Origin of the sequence: Paraburkholderia sp. J11-2, assembly GCF_905220185.1 — a bacterium.
Taxonomy (GTDB): Bacteria; Pseudomonadota; Gammaproteobacteria; order Burkholderiales; family Burkholderiaceae; genus Paraburkholderia.
In genome coordinates, this window is record NZ_CAJMYY010000001.1 from 103,635 (window position 1) to 123,437 (window position 19,803).

Below are 19,803 nucleotides of genomic sequence, written 5' to 3' on the forward strand. Positions count from 1 at the left end.
GGCTTGAGCGTGCGCCCGCCTGAGCGGGCGCGTACGCATTACTGCGGCTGGGCGGCCGCAACCGCCGGCGCGGACGCTGCTGAAGCCGCGACCGGCGCGGCCACGCTGCCCGTCTCGCGATCCATCTGCGCAGCATCCCAGCCGCCGCCCAGCGCCTTCACGAGCCCCACCGACGACACCATGCGCTGCCCGCCGAGGCTCACGAGCTTTTGCTGCGCGGTGAAGGCCGTGGCCTGCGCGGAAAGCACGTTCTGGAAATCGGTCGTGCCGGCTTTGTATTCGTTCGTGACGATCGAGAGTGCATGCTGCGCCGAATCCACCGCCTGCTGCTGCACGACGATTTCTTGCCCCAGGATGCGCTGCGAAGCGAGGTTGTCCTCCACGTCCTGGAACGCGGCCAGCACGGTTTGCCGGTAGGTGGCCACCTGCTGATCGTAGGCGGCGCGCGCGGCCTCGGTCTGCGCTTTACGCAGCCCGGCGTCGAAGATCGTGCCAGCAAGCGACGGCCCGAGGGTCCAGAAGCGCGACGGCAACTGCAGCAGCTGTGACATCACCGAGCTTTCAAAACCGCCACTTGCGGAAAGCGTGAGCGTCGGGAAGTACGCCGCGATGGCGACGCCGATCTGCTCATTGGCGGAGGCCGCCTTGCGCTCTGCCGAGGCGATGTCGGGCCTGCGCTCGAGCAACGCAGACGGCATGGCGAGCGGCACCGTGGGCGGCGTGGCGGTGAGCGGCGACGGCGGGATCGAGAACGTGGAGGCGGGCTGGCCGACCAGCACGGCGATCGCGTGCTCGTCCTGCGCGCGCGCCACGCCGTTGTCGATTGCCGAAGCCTGGGCAGACTGCAATTGCGTTTGCGCCTGGATCACATCGGCGCGGCCCGCCACGCCCTGGGCATACTGATTTTGCGTGAGCTGCAGCGACTTCTGGTACGCCACAACCGTGTCGTCGAGCAGCTTCTGCTGCGCGTCGAGCGAGCGCAACGTGAAGTAAGTCTGCGCAAGCGTGGCCTGCGCCGATAGACGCGCGTTTGCGAGATCGGCGGCGGCGCCCTGCTGGCTTGCCTCCTGCGAGCTGACGGTGCGGCTCACCTTGCCCCAGAGGTCGGGTTCCCAGGTGGCGTCGAGCCCCAGGCTGACGTTGTTGTTGATGGTGCCGCTCGACAAGCCGCCGCTCGAGTTGGCTACGCGCGTGGGCGTGTACGAGCGTGTGCCCGAGAACGTACCGCTGATCACCGGAAAGTACGCTGCGCGTGCCTCGCCCACGAGCGCACGCGCCTGGCGATACGCGGCAGCGTATTGCGCAACGGTCTGATTGCTGGTGTTGAGCTGGTCCATCAGCGCATTGAGCTGCGCATCGTCGTAGATCAGCCACCAGGCGCCGCGGTCGGCGGTATCGGCGGGTTGCGCGACCTTCCATCCCTCGGGCGCTTCCTTGAACGAAGCGGGTACGGCGGCGCTGGGCCGGTGATAGTCGGGGCCGACTGCGCAGCCTGCCAACTGGAACGCGAGCGCGGCGGCTGCGGACAGCGCCAACGTGGAAAGCGACGTGGGCGCGCGGCGCGCCAAGGACCCGGCGGATCCCGTGGAGGCGCCGGGGCGGACGAAACGGCAATGCATGCAAGGATTCCTGTCGATGCAACCGGCGCGCAGTCGGGCGGCCGGGCGCGCACGGGGTTGTCGCGTTGCGGCAATGGTAGCGTACGCGCGAGTGATTACACGGAATCCGAAAGCTTACGCGTTGGAAGGGTTGGCGGGTGTTACGGCGTGCGACGCGCAGGTTACGCGTCGTTACGGCGGCGCTTCGGTGCGCGGCAGGCGAGCTGGGTGCCTGCGCACGCGGGTGCGGCACTCGCCGCTGTCGCCGCTGTTGCCTTCGCGGGCGTGGCCGGCACGCCCGCCCCCGCCGCTGCGGGTTCTTGCCGCGTGCGCCGACGCTGCGCCCACACCACGGCCACAACCGCGATCGAGCCGCCCGGCAGCGCAAACATGGCCGCGTACAACGCGAGCTTGCGCGAGCGCGCCCACCACGAACCCGCGCTAGCCTTCGTGAAAGCCAGGCGGGCGGTGTCGGTGACGGAACGGCCAAGGCCGCCAAGCGCGTTGATCAGGTAAAGCATGATGCCCAAACGGGTGAACGTAGAAGAATGAAACTGGTTGCCTGTCATAATATTGACTATGCAACCAAATCACAACATACTTTGCAGCGCATCAATGCAACTGTTGTTTTTACGCGCCGATCACTGCGGCAGAGACGGTTGCGGTGCGCGACGAGATTTATCTGCCTGAGCAGCGAAGTAACCCGTTATAATTCGCTCGTTTTTTGAGAGGCTGCAAAGCGAACTGCGATGAGCGACGGTCCTTTCGTCCCGACAAGGCTGGGCGTCGAGCCAAGTCTCGGCTATTTCCTCTCGACTGCGCGCAATGTGCTGGCCGGGCGCATCGACCGGGCGGTTGCGCCGCTCGGGCTCACATCGTCGCAAATTGGTGTGATTCTTTTATTGTGGTTCGAGCGCGCCAGCACGCCGAACGAGATGTCGCGCGCGCTCTCGTACGACACCGGCTCCATGACGCGCATGCTCGACAGGCTGGAGAAGAAGGGCTTTCTCGAGCGGCGGCGCAGCCAGGCGGATCGCCGGGTCGTGGAGCTGGCGCTGACGGATCAGGGGCGCACGGCGGCGCAGCAATTGCCCGACCTGATCGCCGCGGAGATGTCCGAGCAGTTGCGCGGCTTCGCACCCGAAGAAGTCGCAACGCTCGTCCATTTGCTGCAGCGCTTCATCGCGAATGACGGCTCGACCACGCCGCTATGCGCATCGACGAACGACAGCGGTAAAGACGCGCAAGCGCCGACGCAGGAACGCGGCGACTAGCAACGTTGTACGACGCGCCGCAGCGCAGCATTGGGTGTAGTTTGATCCAATCACTGTCTGGGCAGAAAATGCACAGACACGGAATAGAAAGCCGGTGTGCGCTGCGCTTCGGGTGCAGAACCGGCCGACCCAACAAGGACACGCAACATGGCAGCTTCCTCCGCGGTGCCCGCGCAGGCCGGACCCGCACCGTTTTCCGGCGGCACGCTCGCGCTCCTCACGGTCGGGCTCGCGCTCGGGACCTTCATGGAGGTGCTGGACACCTCGATCGCCAACGTGGCGGTGCCGACCATCTCGGGCAACCTGGGTGTCGCCAACAGCGAAGGCACGTGGGTCATCTCGTCGTATTCGGTTGCCTCGGCGATTGCCGTGCCGCTCACCGGATGGCTCGCGCGCCGCGTGGGCGAAGTCCGCCTTTTCACGATCTCCGTGCTGCTGTTCACGCTGGCCTCGGCCGCGTGCGGCTTTGCGACGAACTTCGAGACGCTCATTGCATTCCGTCTCGTGCAAGGGCTCGTTTCCGGGCCGATGGTCCCGCTGTCGCAGACCATCCTCATGCGCTCCTACCCGCCTGCCAAACGCGGGCTCGCGCTCGGGCTCTGGGCGATGACCGTGATCGTCGCGCCTATCTTCGGACCGGTCATGGGCGGCTGGATCACCGACAACTACACGTGGCCGTGGATCTTCTACATCAACGTGCCGATTGGCCTGTTCTCGGGCATCTGTGCCTACTTGCTGCTGCGCGGACGCGAGACGAAGACGACGAAGCAGCGCATCGACGCCGTGGGCCTCGCGCTGCTCGTGATCGGCGTGTCGTGCCTGCAGATGATGCTCGACCTCGGCAAGGACCGCGACTGGTTCAACTCGACGTTCATCGTCACGCTCGCGATCATCGCGGTGGTTGCGCTCGCGTTCATGCTTGTGTGGGAGGCGACGGAAAAGGAGCCCGTGGTCGATCTATCGCTCTTTCGCGACCGCAATTTCGCGCTCGGCGCGATGATCATCTCGTTCGGCTTCATGGCGTTCTTCGGCTCGGTGGTGATCTTCCCGCTCTGGCTGCAAACGGTCATGGGCTATACCGCGGGCCTCGCGGGTCTGGCCACCGCGCCGGTGGGCCTGCTCGCGCTCGTGCTTTCGCCGCTCATCGGACGCAACATGCATCGGCTCGATCTGCGCATGGTCGCGAGCTTCGCATTCGTCGTGTTCGCGCTCGTTTCGCTCTGGAACTCGACGTTCACACTCGATGTGCCGTTCAATCACGTGATCCTGCCGCGTCTCGTGCAGGGTATCGGCGTGGCCTGCTTCTTCGTGCCGATGACGACCATCACGCTTTCGAGCGTTCCTGACGAGCGGCTCGCGAGCGCCTCGGGCCTTTCGAACTTTCTGCGCACGCTTTCGGGCGCGATCGGCACGGCGGTGAGCACGACGTTCTGGGAAGACGCGGCGATTTATCACCATGCCGTGCTCTCGGAATCGGTGAGCCAGTATTCGCCGAACACCATCGCCTACAAGGACGCGCTCGCCAGCCTGGGTTTTGCAGGCCAAAGCCTGACCGCCAAGCTCAACGACGTCGTGACGACGCAGGGCTACATGATGGCCACCAACGACTTCTTCCGCATCTCCTGTGCGATGTTTGTCGTGCTGGCCCTGCTGGTGTGGGTGACGAAGCCGAAAAAAGGCGCGGGACCGGCAATGGGTCATTGACGGTCCCACGAAAGGCCGCCCGCATGAAGCTGCGGGCAACTGGGTGCGCGTTGCGCGCGGCGTTACCAACGCCCCATTTATTGACGCTGCGTAATGCCGCTCGTTTCGATCTCGACGCGACGGTTCTTCGCGCGGCCCTCAGGCGTGGCGTTCGACGCGACCGGCTTCGCGAAGCCGTAGCCGTGCACTTCGTACTGGCTCGCGTGCAGGCCGTGCGACTGCAGATAGTTGCGCACCGTTTGCGCGCGGCGCAGCGAGAGGCGGTCGTTATAAGCCTTCGAGCCGACCGAGTCGGTGTAGCCGCTGATCACGATTGCGCCGATGTTCACATTGCTGCTTTCCTGGATGAACTGGTCGAGCGTCTGCTTGCCGCCGGGCAGCAGATCGGCCTTGTCGAACGCGAAGTTGGCGTCGGCATTGAGCGTGATCGTGCGCGGCTGGACCTGCGGAGCCGGAGGCGGCGTTTCGACGACCGGCGCCGGCGGCGGGGCCGGCGGCTGCGGCGTCTGACAGATGAACGTGATTTCGCGCGGATCGTCTTCCGGCTTGAACCCGGCAGCGGCGCGGTCCACCGACGAGACGCGCAGCGGCGTCTTGGTGCCGCAGACCTCGTTGACCTTCGCCATGCAGGTCTTGGAGCTTTCGAGCAAGCCGAGACACTGCACGCGGTACGCCTGTGAGCCGTTGGCCAGGGTGACGACGTCGAGATTGTGGGTGGGACCTGAGGCGGTAGTGCAGCCTGCGGCGGCGACGATTACGGCAGCCGCGGCACTGGTGGACAGAAGGCGCAGTTTCATTGTCGATTCGAGTTGTGGATGAGGATGAACGGCCCAGACCACGCAGGCCGAAGCCAGCCCAAGATACGGGCTCCCCAATCCCTCGCTCAATCAGACAATGCCTAAATCCGCAATAGACGCCATTCGAAAGTCATCGTCGTGAAGCGACCGCTCTGAGCGCGCGCCAGCGCTACCTACGCCTCGCGCGACCAGAGCCATATGCAGCGATCGACACAGAGGTCAATGCGCAGAGGTCAATGCGCGCTCGAAGCCGGCTCGGCCACCGCCGCGCCAGTCACGCCGGCCGTGTCGCCGCCTGCGCCGGTGGTCGTGTCGCCGGGAATGGGCGCGTCGACGCCCGTGCGCACGTACTGCTTGAACGCCGCGCCCGCCGACCACGGGTTGGGCTTGCAGCCGAGCGAGCTGTCGCAGTGCGCGGCGAAGCCGATCGTGGCCGTGCCGTCGGGGTTGGCCGACTTCGTGATTTCATAGGCGAGCAGGCGCCGGCCGCCGCCCGGGCCCGAGGTCTGGATCAGCGTGTCGGTCACGGTCTGCACTTCGTACTTCGAATGACTGCGCACCCAGCCCTCTGCGCGTTGCCACCAGAGATCGCATTCCGCCTTGTTCGAGCAGGTGAGCGGCGCGGTCGCGATCTGCATGACGTCGGGATCGACCTGCCCGCGCGACGCGCAGGCCGCAGCCGTTGCGCACAGCAGGATCGCAAGCGTTCGTTTCATGGTGTGGATTCCTCCCGGAGTGAGCCGCATGGCGCGCGACCCGTGCATTTTTGGTGTTTTCAGTATCACTTGCCCGTCGTCCGCGCAGGCCGGTAATGCGGCGCCTACCCTGGTTGGACCGCATCTGCACGCTGGCGTTGCGAGCAAATGCGGTGCCCGAGGCAAACTGCGAGGGGATGGGTACGCCGCAACGGCGCACTGGCTTGCCGCTCGAACGCGGCCTCGACGCTCTACTCAGACGCTGAAGCGATTGAGCGTATATGCGCGATACGCGGCGACGAACGCGTCGAACGATCCGACTTCGTCGCGCTCGAGTTGCGCCTGCTCTGCGAGCGATTCGCTCGCGAGCGTTTCGAACTCAGCCGTGACCGCCGTGTCGAGCGGACGCGCGAGAAATTGCGCGGCGTGGCGCTCGCTTTGTGCGAGTGCGAATTGCAGGAAGGACTGCTTGTTATCGCGCATGGTTTGCAGCACGCGCGCCGAAGGCGTGAGCGACGGGTCGGCCAGCTTCACGCGTTGTGCCGCGAGCGAGCGGGTATGCTCGTCGCTGCCGTGCGCCGCGTCGAGCACGGCGGCTGCGTGGCCGATTTTCTCGAACAGCTCCTGCGCCCACTCGTGCAGCGAGACGTCCTTGTTCTCGCGCTTGAGCGCGAGACCCGGGCGGCGCCCTTCTTTCGTTACGAGGCCAAAGTTTTCATTCGATTCGGCGTAAGCGTCGGCAGGCAGGAGCGGGCTTTCGTCCAGTGCGCACGCGAGCAGGTAGGCGTCGAGAAACCGTGCGGTTTCGAGTGAAATGCCGATGGGTTCGAACGGATCGATGTCCATACAGCGTACCTCGACGTACTGCACGCCACGCGCGGCGAGCGCATGCAGCGGCCGCTCGCCCGGATGCGTTACGCGCTTGGGGCGAATCGTCGAGTAGAACTCGTTCTCGATCTGCAGCACGTTCGTGTTGATCTGCACCCATTCGCCGTCGCGATGCGTGCCGATCGCCTCGTAAGGCGGATACGGCTGGCTCACGGCTTGCGCGAGCGCGTCGAGATAGCCTGCCAGCGTGTCGTAGTCGGCGCGCAAGGCGGACTGGCCCGTCGTGTTCGAGTAGCCGAGATCGCTCATGCGCAGGCTCGTCGCGTACGGCAGATAGAGCGTGTCGGCGTCGAACGCTTCGAGCTTGTGCTCGCGGCCGCGCAGGAAGCGCGCGTCGAGCGCGGGCGACGCGCCGAACAGATACATGAGCAGCCAGTTCGTGCGGCGGAAATTGCGGATCAGCGCGAGGTAGCGCTCGGACTGATAGTCGGTGAGCGACGCCGTGGACTGATGATGCGCGTGCAGCACGCGCCACACTTCGTCGCTCAGCGAATAGTTGTAGTGGATGCCGGCGATGCACTGCATGGTGCGGCCGTAGCGCAGCGCAAGACCCATGCGATACACGTACTTCAGGCGGCCGATGTTCGAGCTGCCGTAGCGCGCGATGGGAATGCCGTCGTCGGTGTCGGGCAAGAGGCCCGGCATCGATTCGTTCCAGAGCATTTCGCCGTCACGCGCAAGCACGGCGTAGACGTAGCGATGCAACTCGTCGAGCTTCGCGAGCGTGATCGACGCATCGGTCTCGGCAGGCGTGATGATCTCGATCAACGCTTCCGAATAGTCGGTGGTCAGCGACGGATGCGTGAGCGCCGAACCGAGCGCCGCGGCGTGCGGCGTCATGGCGAGGCGGCCGTCGCGCGTTACGCGCAGGCTTTCCTTCTCGATGCCGCGCAGACCGCGCGTGAGCGCGCCGCGATGTGGCCCGTCGCCCAGCACGGAAAGGCGCTGTGCGAGAACGTCGTTCGTGCGTGTTGAGATCGTGTCTGACATTGAGGCAAGTCGGGCTCGGGCCGGCTGCGCGGTGCTGCGAGCGCTCGCCGGCCGGGATTCTTTTCGGTAGCGGGCACTTTAACATCTCGCCGAAAGACCTGCTTGGGCTTGCCTCGGTCGGGGTTTTGGCCCGCCGGCACGCGCTTCCCCGGGGGCGGCGCCCGGTCCCTTGCCCTTCCTTGCCTCGCCCTAGCCGCCGCGCGCCGCACCCGCTCGATCGGCGATTTCGTTCCACAAATGCATGGCGGCGTACGCGCGCCAGGGGCGCCATGTGTCGGTGCGGGTGCGCTGTTGGGTCGCGCGCACGAGCGCCGGATCGCGCGCCGCGATGGCCTGCATCAGCACGAGATCGGTCGCGGGCCACGCGTTCGCGTCGCGCCACGCGCGCATTGCGACGTATTCCACGGTCCACGGCCCGATGCCGGGCAACGCGAGCAGTGCGGCGCGCATCGCGTCGAGGTCGGCGGCCTCTGGCGCAATAGTGTCGATTTGTCTGTTTTGGCGCTTGCTGCGCGGCTTTTCCTGATCTTTTTCTGCTTTCTCTGCGTAGGCGCGTTCGATTTTCACCACACCGCTCGCCACGGCCTGCGCGAAGCCCTGCAGCGCGGCCACGCGCTTGCCCGGCATGCCGATGCCCGCAAGATCGGCGGCGGCGAGCGCAGCGGGCGTGGGAAAGCGCCACGCTGTGCGCGCGTGCGCGTGGCCGTCGATGCGCTTGCCCACGCGTTCGACGAGGCGCCCGACAATGGTCGTGGCCGCTTTCACGCTGACTTGCTGCCCGACGATCGCGCGCACCACGAGTTCGAAGCCCGACCACGCGCCGGGTACGCGAAGCCCCGGCACGGCCGCGACGAGCGGCGCAAGCCATGGATCGCAGCTCAGATGCGCGGCGACTGCAGCAGGATCGGCGTGCACGTCGAACATGCGTGAGAGCGGCGCGGCAAGCGCCGCCGCGTGCGCGCTGACGGGCCCATCGACCTGCACGACGAGGCAATGCTTGCGCGCGTGACGGCGTACGGCGAGCGTGCCGCTCGCGCCGTTGAAGTCGATCGCGCGCAGCCACGCGCCGTCCTCCACCGCTTCGACGCCCGGCGTTGCGCGGCCGCTGAAAAAGCGCAGGACGCGCGGCCAGTCGTAGGGCGCGCGAAACGGCAGTTCGAGTGTGGCGCTCGGTGTCTGCGACTCGGTTTGTGCTTCGGGTTGTGGGGCGATGACACTCAAGCAGCGGTCTCCGGTGTTTTGGCGCGGTTCGAGGTCGAACGGTTGTCTTTCGTGCTTTTTGTGGATCGCGTGGTTCCCTGCGATGCACGGATCTCGCCGGCGCGCGATTCAGCGTCGATCAGCGCCGCCTTGCGCTCGAGCCCCCAGCGATAACCCGCGAGCGAGCCGCCCTTCTGCACGACGCGATGGCACGGAATCGCCAGCGCCACCGGATTCGACGCGCACGCGCTAGCCACGGCCCGCACCGCGCGCGGTGCGCCGAGCGTTTCGGCGATCTGCGTGTAGCTGCGCGTCTCGCCGTAGGGAATGCGCTGGAGCGCGTCCCACACGCGCTGCTGGAACGCCGTCGCGGCAATGTCGAGCGGCAGATCGAAACGCTCGCGCCGGCCATGCAGATACGCGTCGATCTGCGCGGCGAACGGCGCGACCGCGGCCTTGTCCTCAATGCACTGCGCGTTCGCGAAATCGGCCGTGAGCGCGGCGGTGAGCGTCGTGGCATCGTCGCCGAACGCAATCCGGCAAATGCCCTTTGCCGTTGCCGCGATCAGCACGAAGCCGATCGGTGTGGGCGTGGCGGCGTAGTGAATCGTCAATCCCGCGCCCTTGCGGCGATACGCGGAAGGCGCCATGCCCAGCTCGCCCGGCACGCTGTGGTAGAGCCGCGACGACGAGCCGAAGCCGGCGTCGGCGCTTGCGCGCGTGACGTCGGCGCCCTCGCCCAGCGCGTCGCGCAGCACGGCCCCGCGGCGCGCCGCCTGATATTGGCGCGGCGAGACGCCCAGCACGCGCTTGAAGAGGCGCTGCAGATGAAATGGGCTCAAATGCACGGCTTCGCCCAACTGCGCGAGCGTGAGCCGTTCTTGCGGGTCGGCGTCGAGCGCCGCACAGGCGCGCCGCACGATTTCCAGCTCGCGCGGCAGGCCGCCCGGGCGGCAGCGCTTGCATTCGCGATAGCCGGCGGCGCGTGCGTCGTCGGCCTCGACGAAGAATTCGATGTTTTCGCGCCGCGGCAGCCGCGACGCGCACGACGGGCGGCAGAACACGCCGGTCGTGCGCACGGCGTAGAAGAATGCGCCGTCGGCGCGGGCGTCGCGCGACGTGACGGCTTGCCAGCGGTCGGTGTCGTTCGTCCACTCGCGCGCGGGCGTGTCCTTGGCTTTTGCAGGTTTCATCGCTGGTTTCATTTCAGGGACGGCGCTCATTTGAGGGCTCCTCGTGGTGCCTGTCTGTATGCCCTCACTCTAGCTTCGCGTACGGACGATAGCGCGCCGGATCTTGCGCTGTCATTGCGGTTGGCATGGGCCATGAGCGTGCCCTTGCCGGGTACTTATCTGGCACTTTTATGGCCCTCGGTGAATCCCTGGTGGCGCGTTGCCGATTCCCGTGCGACAAAATAGTAACTTTGCGGGTTTTCCCTTAAAAAGTTGTTGCATCGCGTCAGCCGACTCGGTATAGTGGTTCCTGTCTCCTCCATGTCTCCTCCTGATATGGATTAAGCCCGCTCACAGCAGCGGGCTTTTTTTCGTCCAGCGTTTCCCCTCCCTCACCCGCTATTCTCCGCCGATTGCCGTTCGCGAGGCCCGCTGCCATGCGCGCATTCTGCGCAGCCCTGCGTCCACAGGTTCATCATGGAAGCCCTGCACGACCCCGAGGACGCCATGCGGATCAAGATTCGTGAGATCGACCACGTCGTCATTCGAACAGCCGATCTGGCCGCCATGACGCGTTTCTATTGCGAAGTGCTCGGCTGCGAGCCGGAGCGTGAGCAGCGCGATCTCGGGCTCACGCAGTTGCGCGCAGGACGCTCGCTCATCGACCTCGTGACGATCGGCGGTCCGCTCGACCGGGGCGCCGGCGCGCCGCCTGCTGGCGCAAGCGGCAACATGGATCATCTCTGTTTGCGTGTGGAGCCGTTCGATGCCGAGGCGCTCACGTCACATCTGGCGCAGCATGGCGCGCGCCCCGGCAATGCCGTCGAGCGCTATGGGGCGGAGGGTTTGGGGCCGTCGCTGTATCTGTTCGACCCGGAAGGCAACATGGTGGAACTCAAGGGGCCGCCGCACGCCTGAACGCGCGCGCAGCCGGCTTTCACACGTTTTCGGGGGCCTTGAACACGCTCCATTCGACCGCCACGGGCTCGGCGCTCGTATTGCCGATCCAGGCCGCGCCGTCCTGCACCGTGCATTGCAGGCGCATGGTGCGCTCGGCCAGCGCGCCAAGCGACGCGGCAACGCCCTCGCCCAGCGACCAGACCGTGACGTTGCGCAGGCGCTCGACCTTGTTGCGCACGCCTTGCCACCAGATGTCGGAGGTCCGCCCTCCGTAGGCGATCACGATGACCTCGTCCGCGCGGCCGCTCGCCTTGGCAATACGGCGTTCGTCGGGCTGGCCCACCTCGATCCACGTTTCGATCGCGCCCGTGTAGTCCTTGCACCAGAGGTCGGGTTCGTCCGTATCGGAGAGGCCTTTGCAGAACTCGAGCCGCTCGCCCGCAAAGAGCGCAAACGCGGCGATGCGGACCATCATGCGGTCGTCGGTTTCGGAAGGATGGCGCGCGATCGTGAGCGCATGGTCGGCGTAATAGTGCCGGTCCATGTCCGCGATCTGCAGTTCTGCCTTGTAGATGGTTGATTTGAGTGCCATACCGAATTCCGGGCGCGCGAAAGCCGCACATGATAGCGAAGTTTCAAGCAAGCGACGTGCCGGTCGAGTCGACATGCAGCGTGTGTCGAACGCGACGACGCAATGCGGATGGTCTGAGGAGAACGTGACGGGGGTTTGACAGCGGCGCGCGACGCGTTGGATCACGTCACGGCAGCGTGCCCCTCAATCACGATGGCCCGGCGCACGTGCGTCGGGCCACCTTGCGAGGGGCGCGTTGACACTTCACGAATATCTTCCGGGTGCGACTCGCACGCTTCGCGGGTGAGCGCAATCTCCGGCAGATGGGGATGCGAGCTTATTGCTTGATGAAGCGGTCGCTGGTCCAGAGACCTTGCTCATCGGCGTTCGCCGCGTTGACGAATTCGACGTCATGACCCACCACCTGTACGACGCGGAACGACTGGTTGTCGGGCGTGGACAGACACTGGAATCCGGTGAAGTACTCCTGCATCTGCTGACGCTCGCCCGCCTGCTCGTGCTGCGCGACGGCGTCGAGCTTGTCCTTCGAGAGGCAGCCATAGGAACCCGGCTTGAGCTGCACCGTTTGCTGCGGCTTCACGCCGACATCCTGAGCCTGAACCGCAAAGGCGCAAGCAAAGCTGGCCGCCACGGCGGCGATACCGGATAGCATTTTCATGTTTGCCTCCTGCGGGATTTTAGTCAGGTTAGCTATGTATTTAACTCTCATGCCGGACCCGCGTCTTTAAACATAGAAAACGGTTGAAAGACTGCAAGACCGACTTGTGTGCGCTTGCAACAGGCGTGGATGCTTGCAGCATGAAGTCGAGCGGCGCGATGGCATTCGGCTCGACGTCAAAGGGCGTCCAGCCGCACTCCGAAGCGTTGATTACAAGGCACCGTGCCTTATCCAACAAGCCGCAGCAGGTTATAGCCGGAATAGGACAATCGAACCGGCTTTGATTTAAGCGGTTTAGTAGACGCTTGAATGCGTAATGACGCGGCGCACCCAAAGTCGCCTGAGCACCAATTGCTAGCGGGCGCATTAATGGATTGGCGACAGAATAAAATCGATGCCAGGGCGCGCCTGAAGCTATCGAAAAAAGGTCGCACGCCCTGCTTGCGTACCGCAAAAGTTCGTGGATAAATCGGGCTTCCCAACGGAGGAACCCCCATGACTTTCGCTCACTGGCTGCCGTTCGCGATTGCTTCGGCCATTCTCGTTGCCATTCCCGGCCCCACCGTGCTGCTGGTCGTTTCCTACGCGCTCGGCCACGGCCGACGCTACGCGCTCGCCACCACGGCTGGCGTTGCGCTCGGCGACTTCACGGCGATGACCGCGTCCATGCTCGGGCTTGGCGTGGTCCTGGCGGCCTCCGCCACGCTGTTCTCGGTGCTGAAATGGGTGGGCGCGGCCTATCTGATCTACCTCGGCGTGAAGCTCTGGCGCGCGCCGGTTGGCGAAGGCGCCGCGCCGGACACGTCGGAGACGCGCACTGGCCGCATCTTCGCGCACGCGTATGCGGTCACCGCGCTCAACCCGAAGAGCATCATTTTCTTCGTCGCCTTCGTGCCGCAGTTCATCGACCCGCATGCGGCCATGACGCCGCAGATCGTCGTGTTCGAGGCCACGTTCCTCGTGCTCGCAACGCTCAACGCCGTCTTCTACGCACTGCTCGCAGCGGCCGCGCGCAAGGTCGTGCGCAGCCCGCGCGTGCAGCGCGCGATCAATCGCACCGGCGGCACGCTGCTCATCGGCGCTGGGCTCTTTGCCGCCGCGTGGAGAAAGTCGGCGGCATAACGGCCTCCTTTTTTGGCGCGATTGCGGCCGTGACGCGGGCCAGGTTTCGCGGCCCGCGAACCGGGCACGCAGGCTGCTCAGGCTGGCTTGTGATGGTTGGCGAACATTGTTTTGCGCACTGGATGTGCAAACTGTCGCGTCCCGGCTACAATGCAGTTGCAAACCGCTTGACAACCAGGAGGTTATCGTGATCGAACACGTAATACTGGGCGCGTTTCTGGTGATTCCCCTCGTCATTGTCGTCTTCCTGTTTTCCGACGAAATTCTCGAGGAGCATCGACAGCGCGTGGAAGCGGGCGACGGACACCATATGGACTGGCGTCATCCGTTGCGCAGCCTTTTGCATCACTGAGCGGGCGTACGCATCGCGCGGATGAACGCGCCGAAGCCTATGGGTGGCACTCGTGGAATTCGAGTTCTCCTGGATGGCGTACTTCGTCGCATTGTTCGTGCTGATGGTGCTATCCATTGCGCTCACCCTTCTCTGTCCGTCTGCTGGGCAGCGCGGCAGCACACCGCGCTCGCAGGAGGCCGACGCGCACGACGGCGAGCACGCACGCTGACGGGACTCGCTCCCGGCCAGCGCGCGCTGCCAGGCCACATCTTCCCGTAATTCGGCGTTACCACTTGCAGCACCTGTATCCAGTATTCGGGCTGACAATCGGCCGCATGTTTTCAAAGGTTCTCAGGGAGAACGACATGCGAAAGATGGCGGCCGTTTTGGTGCTGGCGGGGTGTGCGGTGGCGGCAGGCCCCGCGAGCGCGCACGATCACGGCGGTGATGTGGTGGGTGCGCTGGTGGGCGGTGCGTTGATTGGCGCCGCGGTCGGCGCCGTGCTGAACAGCGGCCCGGCGGTGGTGTACCCGGCTCAGCCGGCCTATGTGCAGCCCGCGCCAGTGTATGCGCAGCCCGCGCCAGTGTATGCGCAGCCCGCGCCGGTCTATGCCGCCGCTCCGGCCGGCGCGGCATGCTACGACCAGTATTCGGGCCGCTATGTACCCTGCGCGCCGGCGCAACCCGCGCCGCCTCCGCCGCAATACGACGACGGCTACGTGCAGTCCGGCTATGGACAACAGCCGGTTTATGCGCAGCCCGGCGGCGGCTGGTAATTCAGGCAGCGGCGCGTGTACCAAGGCGCGCCGCGCTTCACGCGGATCGTTGCCTGCGCTTAGCCCGTTTGCTCGACGGGCGTGACCCTCAGGTCAAGCCGCTGCGTCAAGCGGATCACACCGATATCCACGGCGCGATCAATGCGCGAAACGTCGAAGAGACGCTGCAGCGTGTCGATGCCGTCCACGGGCAGGCCGTCGATCGTCACGATCGTGTCGTCCACGCGCAGGCCGCCGAGCGCGGCTGGACTGCCCTTGACGATCTCCATCACCCGCACGCCGGTAGTTGCGCTCAGGTCGAAATAGCGCTGCACCCTGCGCGCGATCGGCACCGTGGTGCCGGCAATGCCGATATAGGCCCGGCGCACCCGGCCGTGCGCGAAGAGCTGCGTGATGACCCACTTTGCCGTGTCGATGGCCGTGGCGAAGCAAATGGCCTGCGCACCCGGAATGATCGCCGTATTCACGCCAATCACTTGTCCCGCCGAATTGATCAGCGGTCCACCCGAGTTGCCCGGATTGAGCGCGGCATCGGTCTGGATTACGTCGTAGATCATGCGGCCGGACTCGGAGCGTAGCGAGCGGCCGAGCGCCGACACGACGCCCGTCGTCACCGTTTGCGCGAGGCCCAGCGGGCTGCCCACGGCGATCGCGATCTGTCCGACGCGCAGGCCCGCCGAATCGCCCAGCTGCGCATGCGGCAGCGCCTCTGGCGCGCCGATGCGCAACACGGCGAGGTCTGTGCTCGGGTCGTCGCCGACCAGGTCTGCACTCTGCGTCGAGCCGTCCGCGAGCGTGACGCTGAGCTTGCTTGCTCCGTGCACCACGTGGCTATTCGTCAGCAAGTAGCCGTCCGGGGTGAACAGGAAGCCCGAGCCGCTGCCGCCGCGTGCGGGCGCTTGGCCCGATGCGCGCCGCTCGACAGCAATGTGCGCGACGGCCGGCTGCACGCGCTCCAGCGCGCCGATCACAGTGCGCGAATAGGCGTCGAGGAGCGCGCCGTCGTCGATGCCCGCACGCTGGCCCGCGCCGTCGGGAGGGACGCCGCGAGCCAGATCGTCAATGAAGGAAGGTCGTCTGCCCACGATTCTCAATCTCCGAAAAAGTGGGCTGTACATGCAGGGGGCGCGCGGCGTTTTCAAGAGCGCGAGCCGGACCCGTCAAAAGGTTAGGGATTGTTAAATCGGGGCGCAAACCGTTGCTGTGCAAGGGGCTGGCCGCGAGAATGGTGAGGCGGCGACAACCCCTCGGCGCCGCGTAGGATGCCTAATGGCAAGCTCTTGACCGCGGCCCCTGCCGCGGTCTTTTTTGTGCCTGCCGTCCCGGAAAAGAAAAAAGCCCGCTTGCGCGGGCTAATCCATGCTCGGGTGACATGGCGAGGTTAAGCGGGGCGAAGCAAAGTCGTGAACCGGCGAGTCATGCGGCCAGCGCCTCTCGTGCCTTCGTGCCGAAGGCAGCCTGGCGCGTTTCGAGCTCGAGCATGAGCGCGTCGACTGTACGGAACTGGGATGGCGTGATCTGGGCGAGGTCGAGCAGCGCGGAAAGGCGCTCGTACCAGTAATCGAATGAAAAGACGGCCGGTGTCGTGCCAGCGGATAACGAGGGCGCCATTGCGCGCGTGATGTGCGCGATCTCGTCGTCGATGAATCTCATGGTTGCCCCCGAGTGCCGGCCCAGCGTCTTGTGAAAGCGTGTCTCGCCACTTTAGTTCGGCGGTGGCGCGTGTACAGCTATCACATCGGATAGGTCAAGTTCAAAGATCAGACGTCAACCTTTCAAGGGCCTTGTTATGGTCCCCTTAATGTCGCCAGCCGTGACCGTAATAGCCGCCCAGGCCAACCCCGATATCCACCGAAGGCGCCGCATAGTAGCCCGGCGCGTAACCATAGGCTGGCGCAGGCGCGTACGCGTATGGCGGCGCCACCACACAACCCGTGAGGCCAGCCGACAAGGCAACCAGAGCCATTGCGCAGAAGAGTGTTTTCATAGTCGTTCTCCTATGGCACCGATTGTCGACGAGGCACGCCGGGGCAATGGTTTGGAAAAGCAACGATGTGTGTCCACAAATTACAGCCGCCCGCAATGGACGCCGTGGTTTGATGGTGGGAAGAGGGTCGTGTTAGCGAGCGGAAGAGACGGGGCGCGCCCGTTAAAGAATCGATTGTCAGTGAATCGCCAAATGAATCGCACTACGAAGTAAATGACGTTGCAGTTAGCTCGTAGTGCGCAAAGGAGAGGCTGAACAAGCGTTGCTTATGAGCGCGTCGCCAGGTTGCCTGACGGTCGCCGGAAAAAGCGCCCAGGCCGTGAGGCCCGAGCGAAGCCGTCGAGTCAACGACGGCGGAGGTATTCATTCAGGTATGCGAAGTGATTGCCGTGGATCATGCAAGCGTCTTAGCGGTATTGCTGTGTTACGGATGGTTATACATTGCGTTCCAGTCGGACTTGGGCACCGCCGGGCGGCCCGCATCCGAGTTGCCTGCTGCCGCGCCGCCATAGCCGCTCGTTGCGCCGTTCGCGGCGGCCACCTTGGCTTCGGCGGCGAGAAGGTCGTCGGGGTAGTGCGGGTCGGCCCCTGCGCCCGGACGCCAGCCTGCCTTCTCGAGCTGCACGAGCTCGGCGCGCACCTGGGCGCGGGTAATGGGCGCATTCGACTGCGCGAACGATGCCACCGGCACGACGAGGGCAACGGCAACGGCTACGGTCTGGATCAGGGACTTCATGCTAACTACCTCCTTTGGCTTTTGGTTCGGCGCGACAACATGTCTGCATCCGATGAGCGAAAGTCTAGGAGGATTGCCGCCGAGGGTTAACCCTCGTGCTTCGAAGGGATTGTTCCAGGCGGCGGAAGAATGGGTGGGGCGCGATGCGGGGTTACTTCCCGATACAAAACCGGCTGAAGATCACACCCAGCAGGTCATCGGACGTGAATTCACCGGTGATCGAATTCAGCGACTCCTGCGCGAGGCGCAGCTCTTCGGCGAACAGATCGAGCAATTGTGAATTCTGGTCGGCGTGCGCCGCCGCATGCGCGAGATGCTCGCGCGCAGCGCGCAGCGCGATGAGATGCCGCTCGCGTGCGAGATAGACGCTCTGCGCGTCCGCCTGCCAGCCTGCAATGCGCAGCAGCTCCGCGCGCAGCAGCCCGATGCCGTCGCCCTGTTTCGCCGAAAGACGCAACTCGCAGACTTCACTACCGCTAACCGCGCGACGCATCGCCACTTCGGGCGCTACGCCCGTCAGGTCGGTCTTGTTGAGCACGCGGACGACCGGCACACCGGCAGGAAAGCGCGCGGCGATCGCCTCGTCTTCGGCGTTCATGCCCGTGCGCGCATCGAGCAGATGCAGCACCACATCCGCGCGGCCGATTTCGCTCCACGTGCGCTCGATGCCGATCTTCTCGACCTCGTCCTCGGTGTCGCGCAAACCTGCTGTGTCGATCACATGCAGCGGAATGCCTTCGACCTGGATGGTTTGGGAAATCTTGTCGCGCGTCGTGCCGGCAACGGGCGTCACGATCGCGAGTTCTGCGCCTGCCAGCGCGTTCAGCAGCGACGACTTGCCCACGTTGGGCTGTCCTGCGAGCACGACGGAAAGTCCTTCGCGCAGCAAAGCACCCTGGCGCGCCTCGGAGAGCACGTGGTCGAGTTGTGCTCGAATGCGCGCGAGCTTGCCACGCGCGTCGGCAGCCTCGAGGAAGTCGATCTCCTCTTCGGGGAAATCGAGCGTCGCCTCAACGAGCATGCGCAACGTGACGACGTCGTCCACGAGCGCGTGGATGTCACGCGAGAATGCGCCGTCGAGCGAGCGGCCGGCCGAGCGCGCGGCCGCTTCCGTACTCGCCTCGATCAGGTCGGCCACGGCTTCCGCCTGGGCCAGATCGAGTTTGTCGTTGAGGAACGCGCGCCGCGTGAATTCGCCAGGCTCGGCGAGGCGTAATCCGAACTCGCGGCCGGCTTCGATACAGCGCTGCAAAACGAGCTGCAGCACGATCGGGCCGCCGTGCCCCTGCAGTTCGAGCACATGCTCGCCAGTGTACGAATGCGGCGCGGGAAAGGACAACGCGATACCGCGATCGAGCACGGTGCCAGCGCCGTCGAGGAAGGGCACGTAGCTCGCATGGCGCGCAACCAGGTTCTGGCCGGTGAGGGCCTGCATCAACGCTGCGGTCGCCGCCGCGCCCGCGCGGCCGGCCGAAACCCGCACGACGCCGATCCCGCCGCGTCCGGGCGCAGTTGCGATGGCGACGATGGGATCGGTATCGGTGGCGAGCATGATGGGTGTGGACCGTGGAGCAGGGCTGAAATCAGGACTAAGTGCGGGGACCGACTACGGTCGCGTGAGCACTCTCAAAACGCGAGGCATTGTAACGCGCCAGACAAAGCGCTTTCCGGCTGGGCAGCTAGCCGAGACTTCTCTGTTTTTATCTTGAATTAGATAAGATTGATCTCAACAAATTCTGTCAGAATTTGGATAACTGGAGCGGCAGAAGCCGCCAATGCCATGTACATAAGGGAATTTGCGAGGATCTCGACCGAAATCATAAGGCCGTCAGAAGCAGGCGAATTCTCCCCTAATTACGCTAAATATAGCCTAACTGGTTGTCATCTTCGCCGATTTCGGGCTGCACAATCTGGCCCATGCCGACATCCGACGAAAAAGCCGCCTTTGCCGAACGTCTCAAGTTCGCCATGAAGCGCGCGCCCGAAAAACTGCGCGGCAGTACCGACCTGGCTAACCGGTTCAACCTGCGCCATCACGGCGAGCATCCGGTGTCGCCGCAAACCGCTCACAAGTGGCTCAGCGGCCGCACGATACCCACGCACGACAAACTGGAGACGCTGGCGAAGTGGTTCGACGTGGATATTCACTGGCTGCACTATGGTCCGCCGGGCAACTCGGGTTCGACCGTGCCGCGGCCCCGCAAGCCTGACGACAAGTATCCGGTTTCCGAGGAAACGCTCGAACTGGCCTCGAAGATCGAGTCGCTCAGCGCCCATCACCGCTATCTCGTGCAGGAACTGGTCGCCCAATTTTATGGCGACGCGGAGAAGAACTAACGCGCGAGCGCGAACGCTGCGCTTTGCGGCGTCAAGGAAACGG

General features: G+C 64.9%; 22 protein-coding genes. 8 read left to right on the plus strand and 14 right to left on the minus strand.

From position 1 onward, the window contains the following. Positions 1–38: 38 nt before the first annotated feature. Together U5A57_RS00455 and U5A57_RS00460 are read right to left on the minus strand one after the other, a co-directional pair. Complete coding sequence (locus U5A57_RS00455; protein WP_321907240.1) at positions 39–1,619, minus strand: efflux transporter outer membrane subunit; 1,581 nt, start codon at positions 1,617–1,619, stop codon at positions 39–41. Between the two features lie 161 nt (positions 1,620–1,780). Further along, positions 1,781–2,119, minus strand: coding sequence for a hypothetical protein (locus tag U5A57_RS00460; protein ID WP_321907242.1), 339 nt, complete (start codon positions 2,117–2,119; stop codon positions 1,781–1,783). A gap of 228 nt (positions 2,120–2,347) precedes the next feature. On the opposite strand from U5A57_RS00460, the gene U5A57_RS00465 reads away from it, so the two are divergent. Continuing rightward, positions 2,348–2,872: a MarR family transcriptional regulator gene (locus U5A57_RS00465; protein WP_321907244.1), complete on the plus strand. Its 525-nt coding sequence runs from the start codon at positions 2,348–2,350 to the stop codon at positions 2,870–2,872. 147 nt (positions 2,873–3,019) lie between these two features. Beyond that, the gene (locus tag U5A57_RS00470) at positions 3,020–4,576 is read left to right on the plus strand and encodes a DHA2 family efflux MFS transporter permease subunit (RefSeq protein WP_321907245.1); all 1,557 of its coding nucleotides are present in this window, start codon (positions 3,020–3,022) and stop codon (positions 4,574–4,576) included. 77 nt (positions 4,577–4,653) lie between these two features. Here U5A57_RS00470 and U5A57_RS00475 read toward each other — a convergent pair whose 3' ends face one another. From U5A57_RS00475 to ada, 5 genes are all read right to left on the minus strand, one after another. Beyond that, positions 4,654–5,373, minus strand: a complete 720-nt coding sequence (locus U5A57_RS00475) for an OmpA family protein (protein WP_321907247.1) — start codon at positions 5,371–5,373, stop codon at positions 4,654–4,656. 233 nt (positions 5,374–5,606) lie between these two features. Then, the gene (locus tag U5A57_RS00480) at positions 5,607–6,089 is read right to left on the minus strand and encodes a hypothetical protein (RefSeq protein WP_321907249.1); all 483 of its coding nucleotides are present in this window, start codon (positions 6,087–6,089) and stop codon (positions 5,607–5,609) included. 234 nt (positions 6,090–6,323) lie between these two features. Beyond that, positions 6,324–7,946: a glutamate--cysteine ligase gene (gene gshA, locus U5A57_RS00485; RefSeq protein WP_321907250.1), complete on the minus strand. Its 1,623-nt coding sequence runs from the start codon at positions 7,944–7,946 to the stop codon at positions 6,324–6,326. 189 nt (positions 7,947–8,135) lie between these two features. Continuing rightward, entirely contained in the window at positions 8,136–9,158 is a 1,023-nt protein-coding gene (locus tag U5A57_RS00490) for a DNA-3-methyladenine glycosylase family protein (protein WP_321907795.1), read from the minus strand. Between the two features lie 5 nt (positions 9,159–9,163). Then, complete coding sequence (gene ada, locus U5A57_RS00495) at positions 9,164–10,339, minus strand: bifunctional DNA-binding transcriptional regulator/O6-methylguanine-DNA methyltransferase Ada (RefSeq protein WP_321907251.1); 1,176 nt, start codon at positions 10,337–10,339, stop codon at positions 9,164–9,166. A gap of 486 nt (positions 10,340–10,825) precedes the next feature. Here ada and U5A57_RS00500 point away from each other — a divergent pair, with 486 nt between their 5' ends. Continuing rightward, the gene (locus U5A57_RS00500) at positions 10,826–11,236 is read left to right on the plus strand and encodes a VOC family protein (RefSeq protein WP_321907797.1); all 411 of its coding nucleotides are present in this window, start codon (positions 10,826–10,828) and stop codon (positions 11,234–11,236) included. A 19-nt stretch (positions 11,237–11,255) separates the two neighbouring features. Here U5A57_RS00500 and U5A57_RS00505 read toward each other — a convergent pair whose 3' ends face one another. Next, on the minus strand, positions 11,256–11,810 hold the full coding sequence (locus U5A57_RS00505) for a YaeQ family protein (RefSeq protein ID WP_321907254.1): 555 nt from the start codon (positions 11,808–11,810) through the stop codon (positions 11,256–11,258). Between the two features lie 316 nt (positions 11,811–12,126). Beyond that, on the minus strand, positions 12,127–12,468 hold the full coding sequence (sap1, locus tag U5A57_RS00510; protein ID WP_321907255.1) for a surface attachment protein Sap1: 342 nt from the start codon (positions 12,466–12,468) through the stop codon (positions 12,127–12,129). A gap of 495 nt (positions 12,469–12,963) precedes the next feature. Between sap1 and U5A57_RS00515 the strand changes: the two genes are divergently transcribed. From U5A57_RS00515 to U5A57_RS00530, 4 genes are all read left to right on the plus strand, one after another. Next, positions 12,964–13,590 (plus strand): LysE family translocator, encoded by a 627-nt coding sequence (locus U5A57_RS00515; RefSeq protein WP_321907257.1) that lies wholly within the window; start codon positions 12,964–12,966, stop codon positions 13,588–13,590. Between the two features lie 187 nt (positions 13,591–13,777). Further along, positions 13,778–13,942 carry a hypothetical protein gene (locus tag U5A57_RS00520; RefSeq protein ID WP_176732878.1) on the plus strand — a complete coding sequence of 55 codons (165 nt, stop codon included), beginning with the start codon at positions 13,778–13,780 and terminating at the stop codon, positions 13,940–13,942. A gap of 43 nt (positions 13,943–13,985) precedes the next feature. Next, entirely contained in the window at positions 13,986–14,153 is a 168-nt protein-coding gene (locus U5A57_RS00525) for a hypothetical protein (protein ID WP_321907260.1), read from the plus strand. Positions 14,154–14,289: 136 nt separating this feature from the next. After that, positions 14,290–14,700, plus strand: a complete 411-nt coding sequence (locus tag U5A57_RS00530; protein ID WP_321907262.1) for an ecotin precursor — start codon at positions 14,290–14,292, stop codon at positions 14,698–14,700. A gap of 59 nt (positions 14,701–14,759) precedes the next feature. Here U5A57_RS00530 and U5A57_RS00535 read toward each other — a convergent pair whose 3' ends face one another. The 5 genes from U5A57_RS00535 to mnmE all read right to left on the minus strand — a co-directional run bounded on the left by U5A57_RS00535 (position 14,760) and on the right by mnmE (position 18,975). Continuing rightward, positions 14,760–15,785: a S1C family serine protease gene (locus U5A57_RS00535; RefSeq protein WP_415774566.1), complete on the minus strand. Its 1,026-nt coding sequence runs from the start codon at positions 15,783–15,785 to the stop codon at positions 14,760–14,762. Between the two features lie 331 nt (positions 15,786–16,116). Continuing rightward, on the minus strand, positions 16,117–16,353 hold the full coding sequence (locus tag U5A57_RS00540; protein WP_321907264.1) for a hypothetical protein: 237 nt from the start codon (positions 16,351–16,353) through the stop codon (positions 16,117–16,119). A gap of 145 nt (positions 16,354–16,498) precedes the next feature. After that, positions 16,499–16,687 carry a hypothetical protein gene (locus tag U5A57_RS00545; protein ID WP_321907266.1) on the minus strand — a complete coding sequence of 63 codons (189 nt, stop codon included), beginning with the start codon at positions 16,685–16,687 and terminating at the stop codon, positions 16,499–16,501. Positions 16,688–17,111: 424 nt separating this feature from the next. Further along, positions 17,112–17,423 (minus strand): DUF4148 domain-containing protein, encoded by a 312-nt coding sequence (locus U5A57_RS00550; protein WP_321907268.1) that lies wholly within the window; start codon positions 17,421–17,423, stop codon positions 17,112–17,114. A 151-nt stretch (positions 17,424–17,574) separates the two neighbouring features. Next, positions 17,575–18,975, minus strand: coding sequence for a tRNA uridine-5-carboxymethylaminomethyl(34) synthesis GTPase MnmE (mnmE, locus tag U5A57_RS00555; RefSeq protein WP_321907269.1), 1,401 nt, complete (start codon positions 18,973–18,975; stop codon positions 17,575–17,577). Between the two features lie 365 nt (positions 18,976–19,340). On the opposite strand from mnmE, the gene U5A57_RS00560 reads away from it, so the two are divergent. After that, entirely contained in the window at positions 19,341–19,760 is a 420-nt protein-coding gene (locus U5A57_RS00560) for a transcriptional regulator (protein WP_321907272.1), read from the plus strand. The last annotated feature ends 43 nt before the right edge of the window (positions 19,761–19,803 follow it).

Bases quoted from the DNA above. Each gene is read 5' to 3' on its own strand.
- U5A57_RS00455 (WP_321907240.1), bottom strand. From the start codon at position 1,619: ATGCATTGCCGTTTCGTCCGCCCCGGCGCCTCCACGGGATCCGCCGGG.
- U5A57_RS00460 (WP_321907242.1), bottom strand. From the start codon at position 2,119: ATGCTTTACCTGATCAACGCGCTTGGCGGCCTTGGCCGTTCCGTCACC.
- U5A57_RS00465 (WP_321907244.1), top strand. From the start codon at position 2,348: ATGAGCGACGGTCCTTTCGTCCCGACAAGGCTGGGCGTCGAGCCAAGT.
- U5A57_RS00470 (WP_321907245.1), top strand. From the start codon at position 3,020: ATGGCAGCTTCCTCCGCGGTGCCCGCGCAGGCCGGACCCGCACCGTTT.
- U5A57_RS00475 (WP_321907247.1), bottom strand. From the start codon at position 5,373: ATGAAACTGCGCCTTCTGTCCACCAGTGCCGCGGCTGCCGTAATCGTC.
- U5A57_RS00480 (WP_321907249.1), bottom strand. From the start codon at position 6,089: ATGAAACGAACGCTTGCGATCCTGCTGTGCGCAACGGCTGCGGCCTGC.
- gshA (WP_321907250.1), bottom strand. From the start codon at position 7,946: ATGTCAGACACGATCTCAACACGCACGAACGACGTTCTCGCACAGCGC.
- ada (WP_321907251.1), bottom strand. From the start codon at position 10,339: ATGAAACCTGCAAAAGCCAAGGACACGCCCGCGCGCGAGTGGACGAAC.
- U5A57_RS00500 (WP_321907797.1), top strand. From the start codon at position 10,826: ATGCGGATCAAGATTCGTGAGATCGACCACGTCGTCATTCGAACAGCC.
- U5A57_RS00505 (WP_321907254.1), bottom strand. From the start codon at position 11,810: ATGGCACTCAAATCAACCATCTACAAGGCAGAACTGCAGATCGCGGAC.
- sap1 (WP_321907255.1), bottom strand. From the start codon at position 12,468: ATGAAAATGCTATCCGGTATCGCCGCCGTGGCGGCCAGCTTTGCTTGC.
- U5A57_RS00515 (WP_321907257.1), top strand. From the start codon at position 12,964: ATGACTTTCGCTCACTGGCTGCCGTTCGCGATTGCTTCGGCCATTCTC.
- U5A57_RS00530 (WP_321907262.1), top strand. From the start codon at position 14,290: ATGCGAAAGATGGCGGCCGTTTTGGTGCTGGCGGGGTGTGCGGTGGCG.
- U5A57_RS00540 (WP_321907264.1), bottom strand. From the start codon at position 16,353: ATGAGATTCATCGACGACGAGATCGCGCACATCACGCGCGCAATGGCG.
- U5A57_RS00545 (WP_321907266.1), bottom strand. From the start codon at position 16,687: ATGAAAACACTCTTCTGCGCAATGGCTCTGGTTGCCTTGTCGGCTGGC.
- U5A57_RS00550 (WP_321907268.1), bottom strand. From the start codon at position 17,423: ATGAAGTCCCTGATCCAGACCGTAGCCGTTGCCGTTGCCCTCGTCGTG.
- mnmE (WP_321907269.1), bottom strand. From the start codon at position 18,975: ATGCTCGCCACCGATACCGATCCCATCGTCGCCATCGCAACTGCGCCC.
- U5A57_RS00560 (WP_321907272.1), top strand. From the start codon at position 19,341: ATGCCGACATCCGACGAAAAAGCCGCCTTTGCCGAACGTCTCAAGTTC.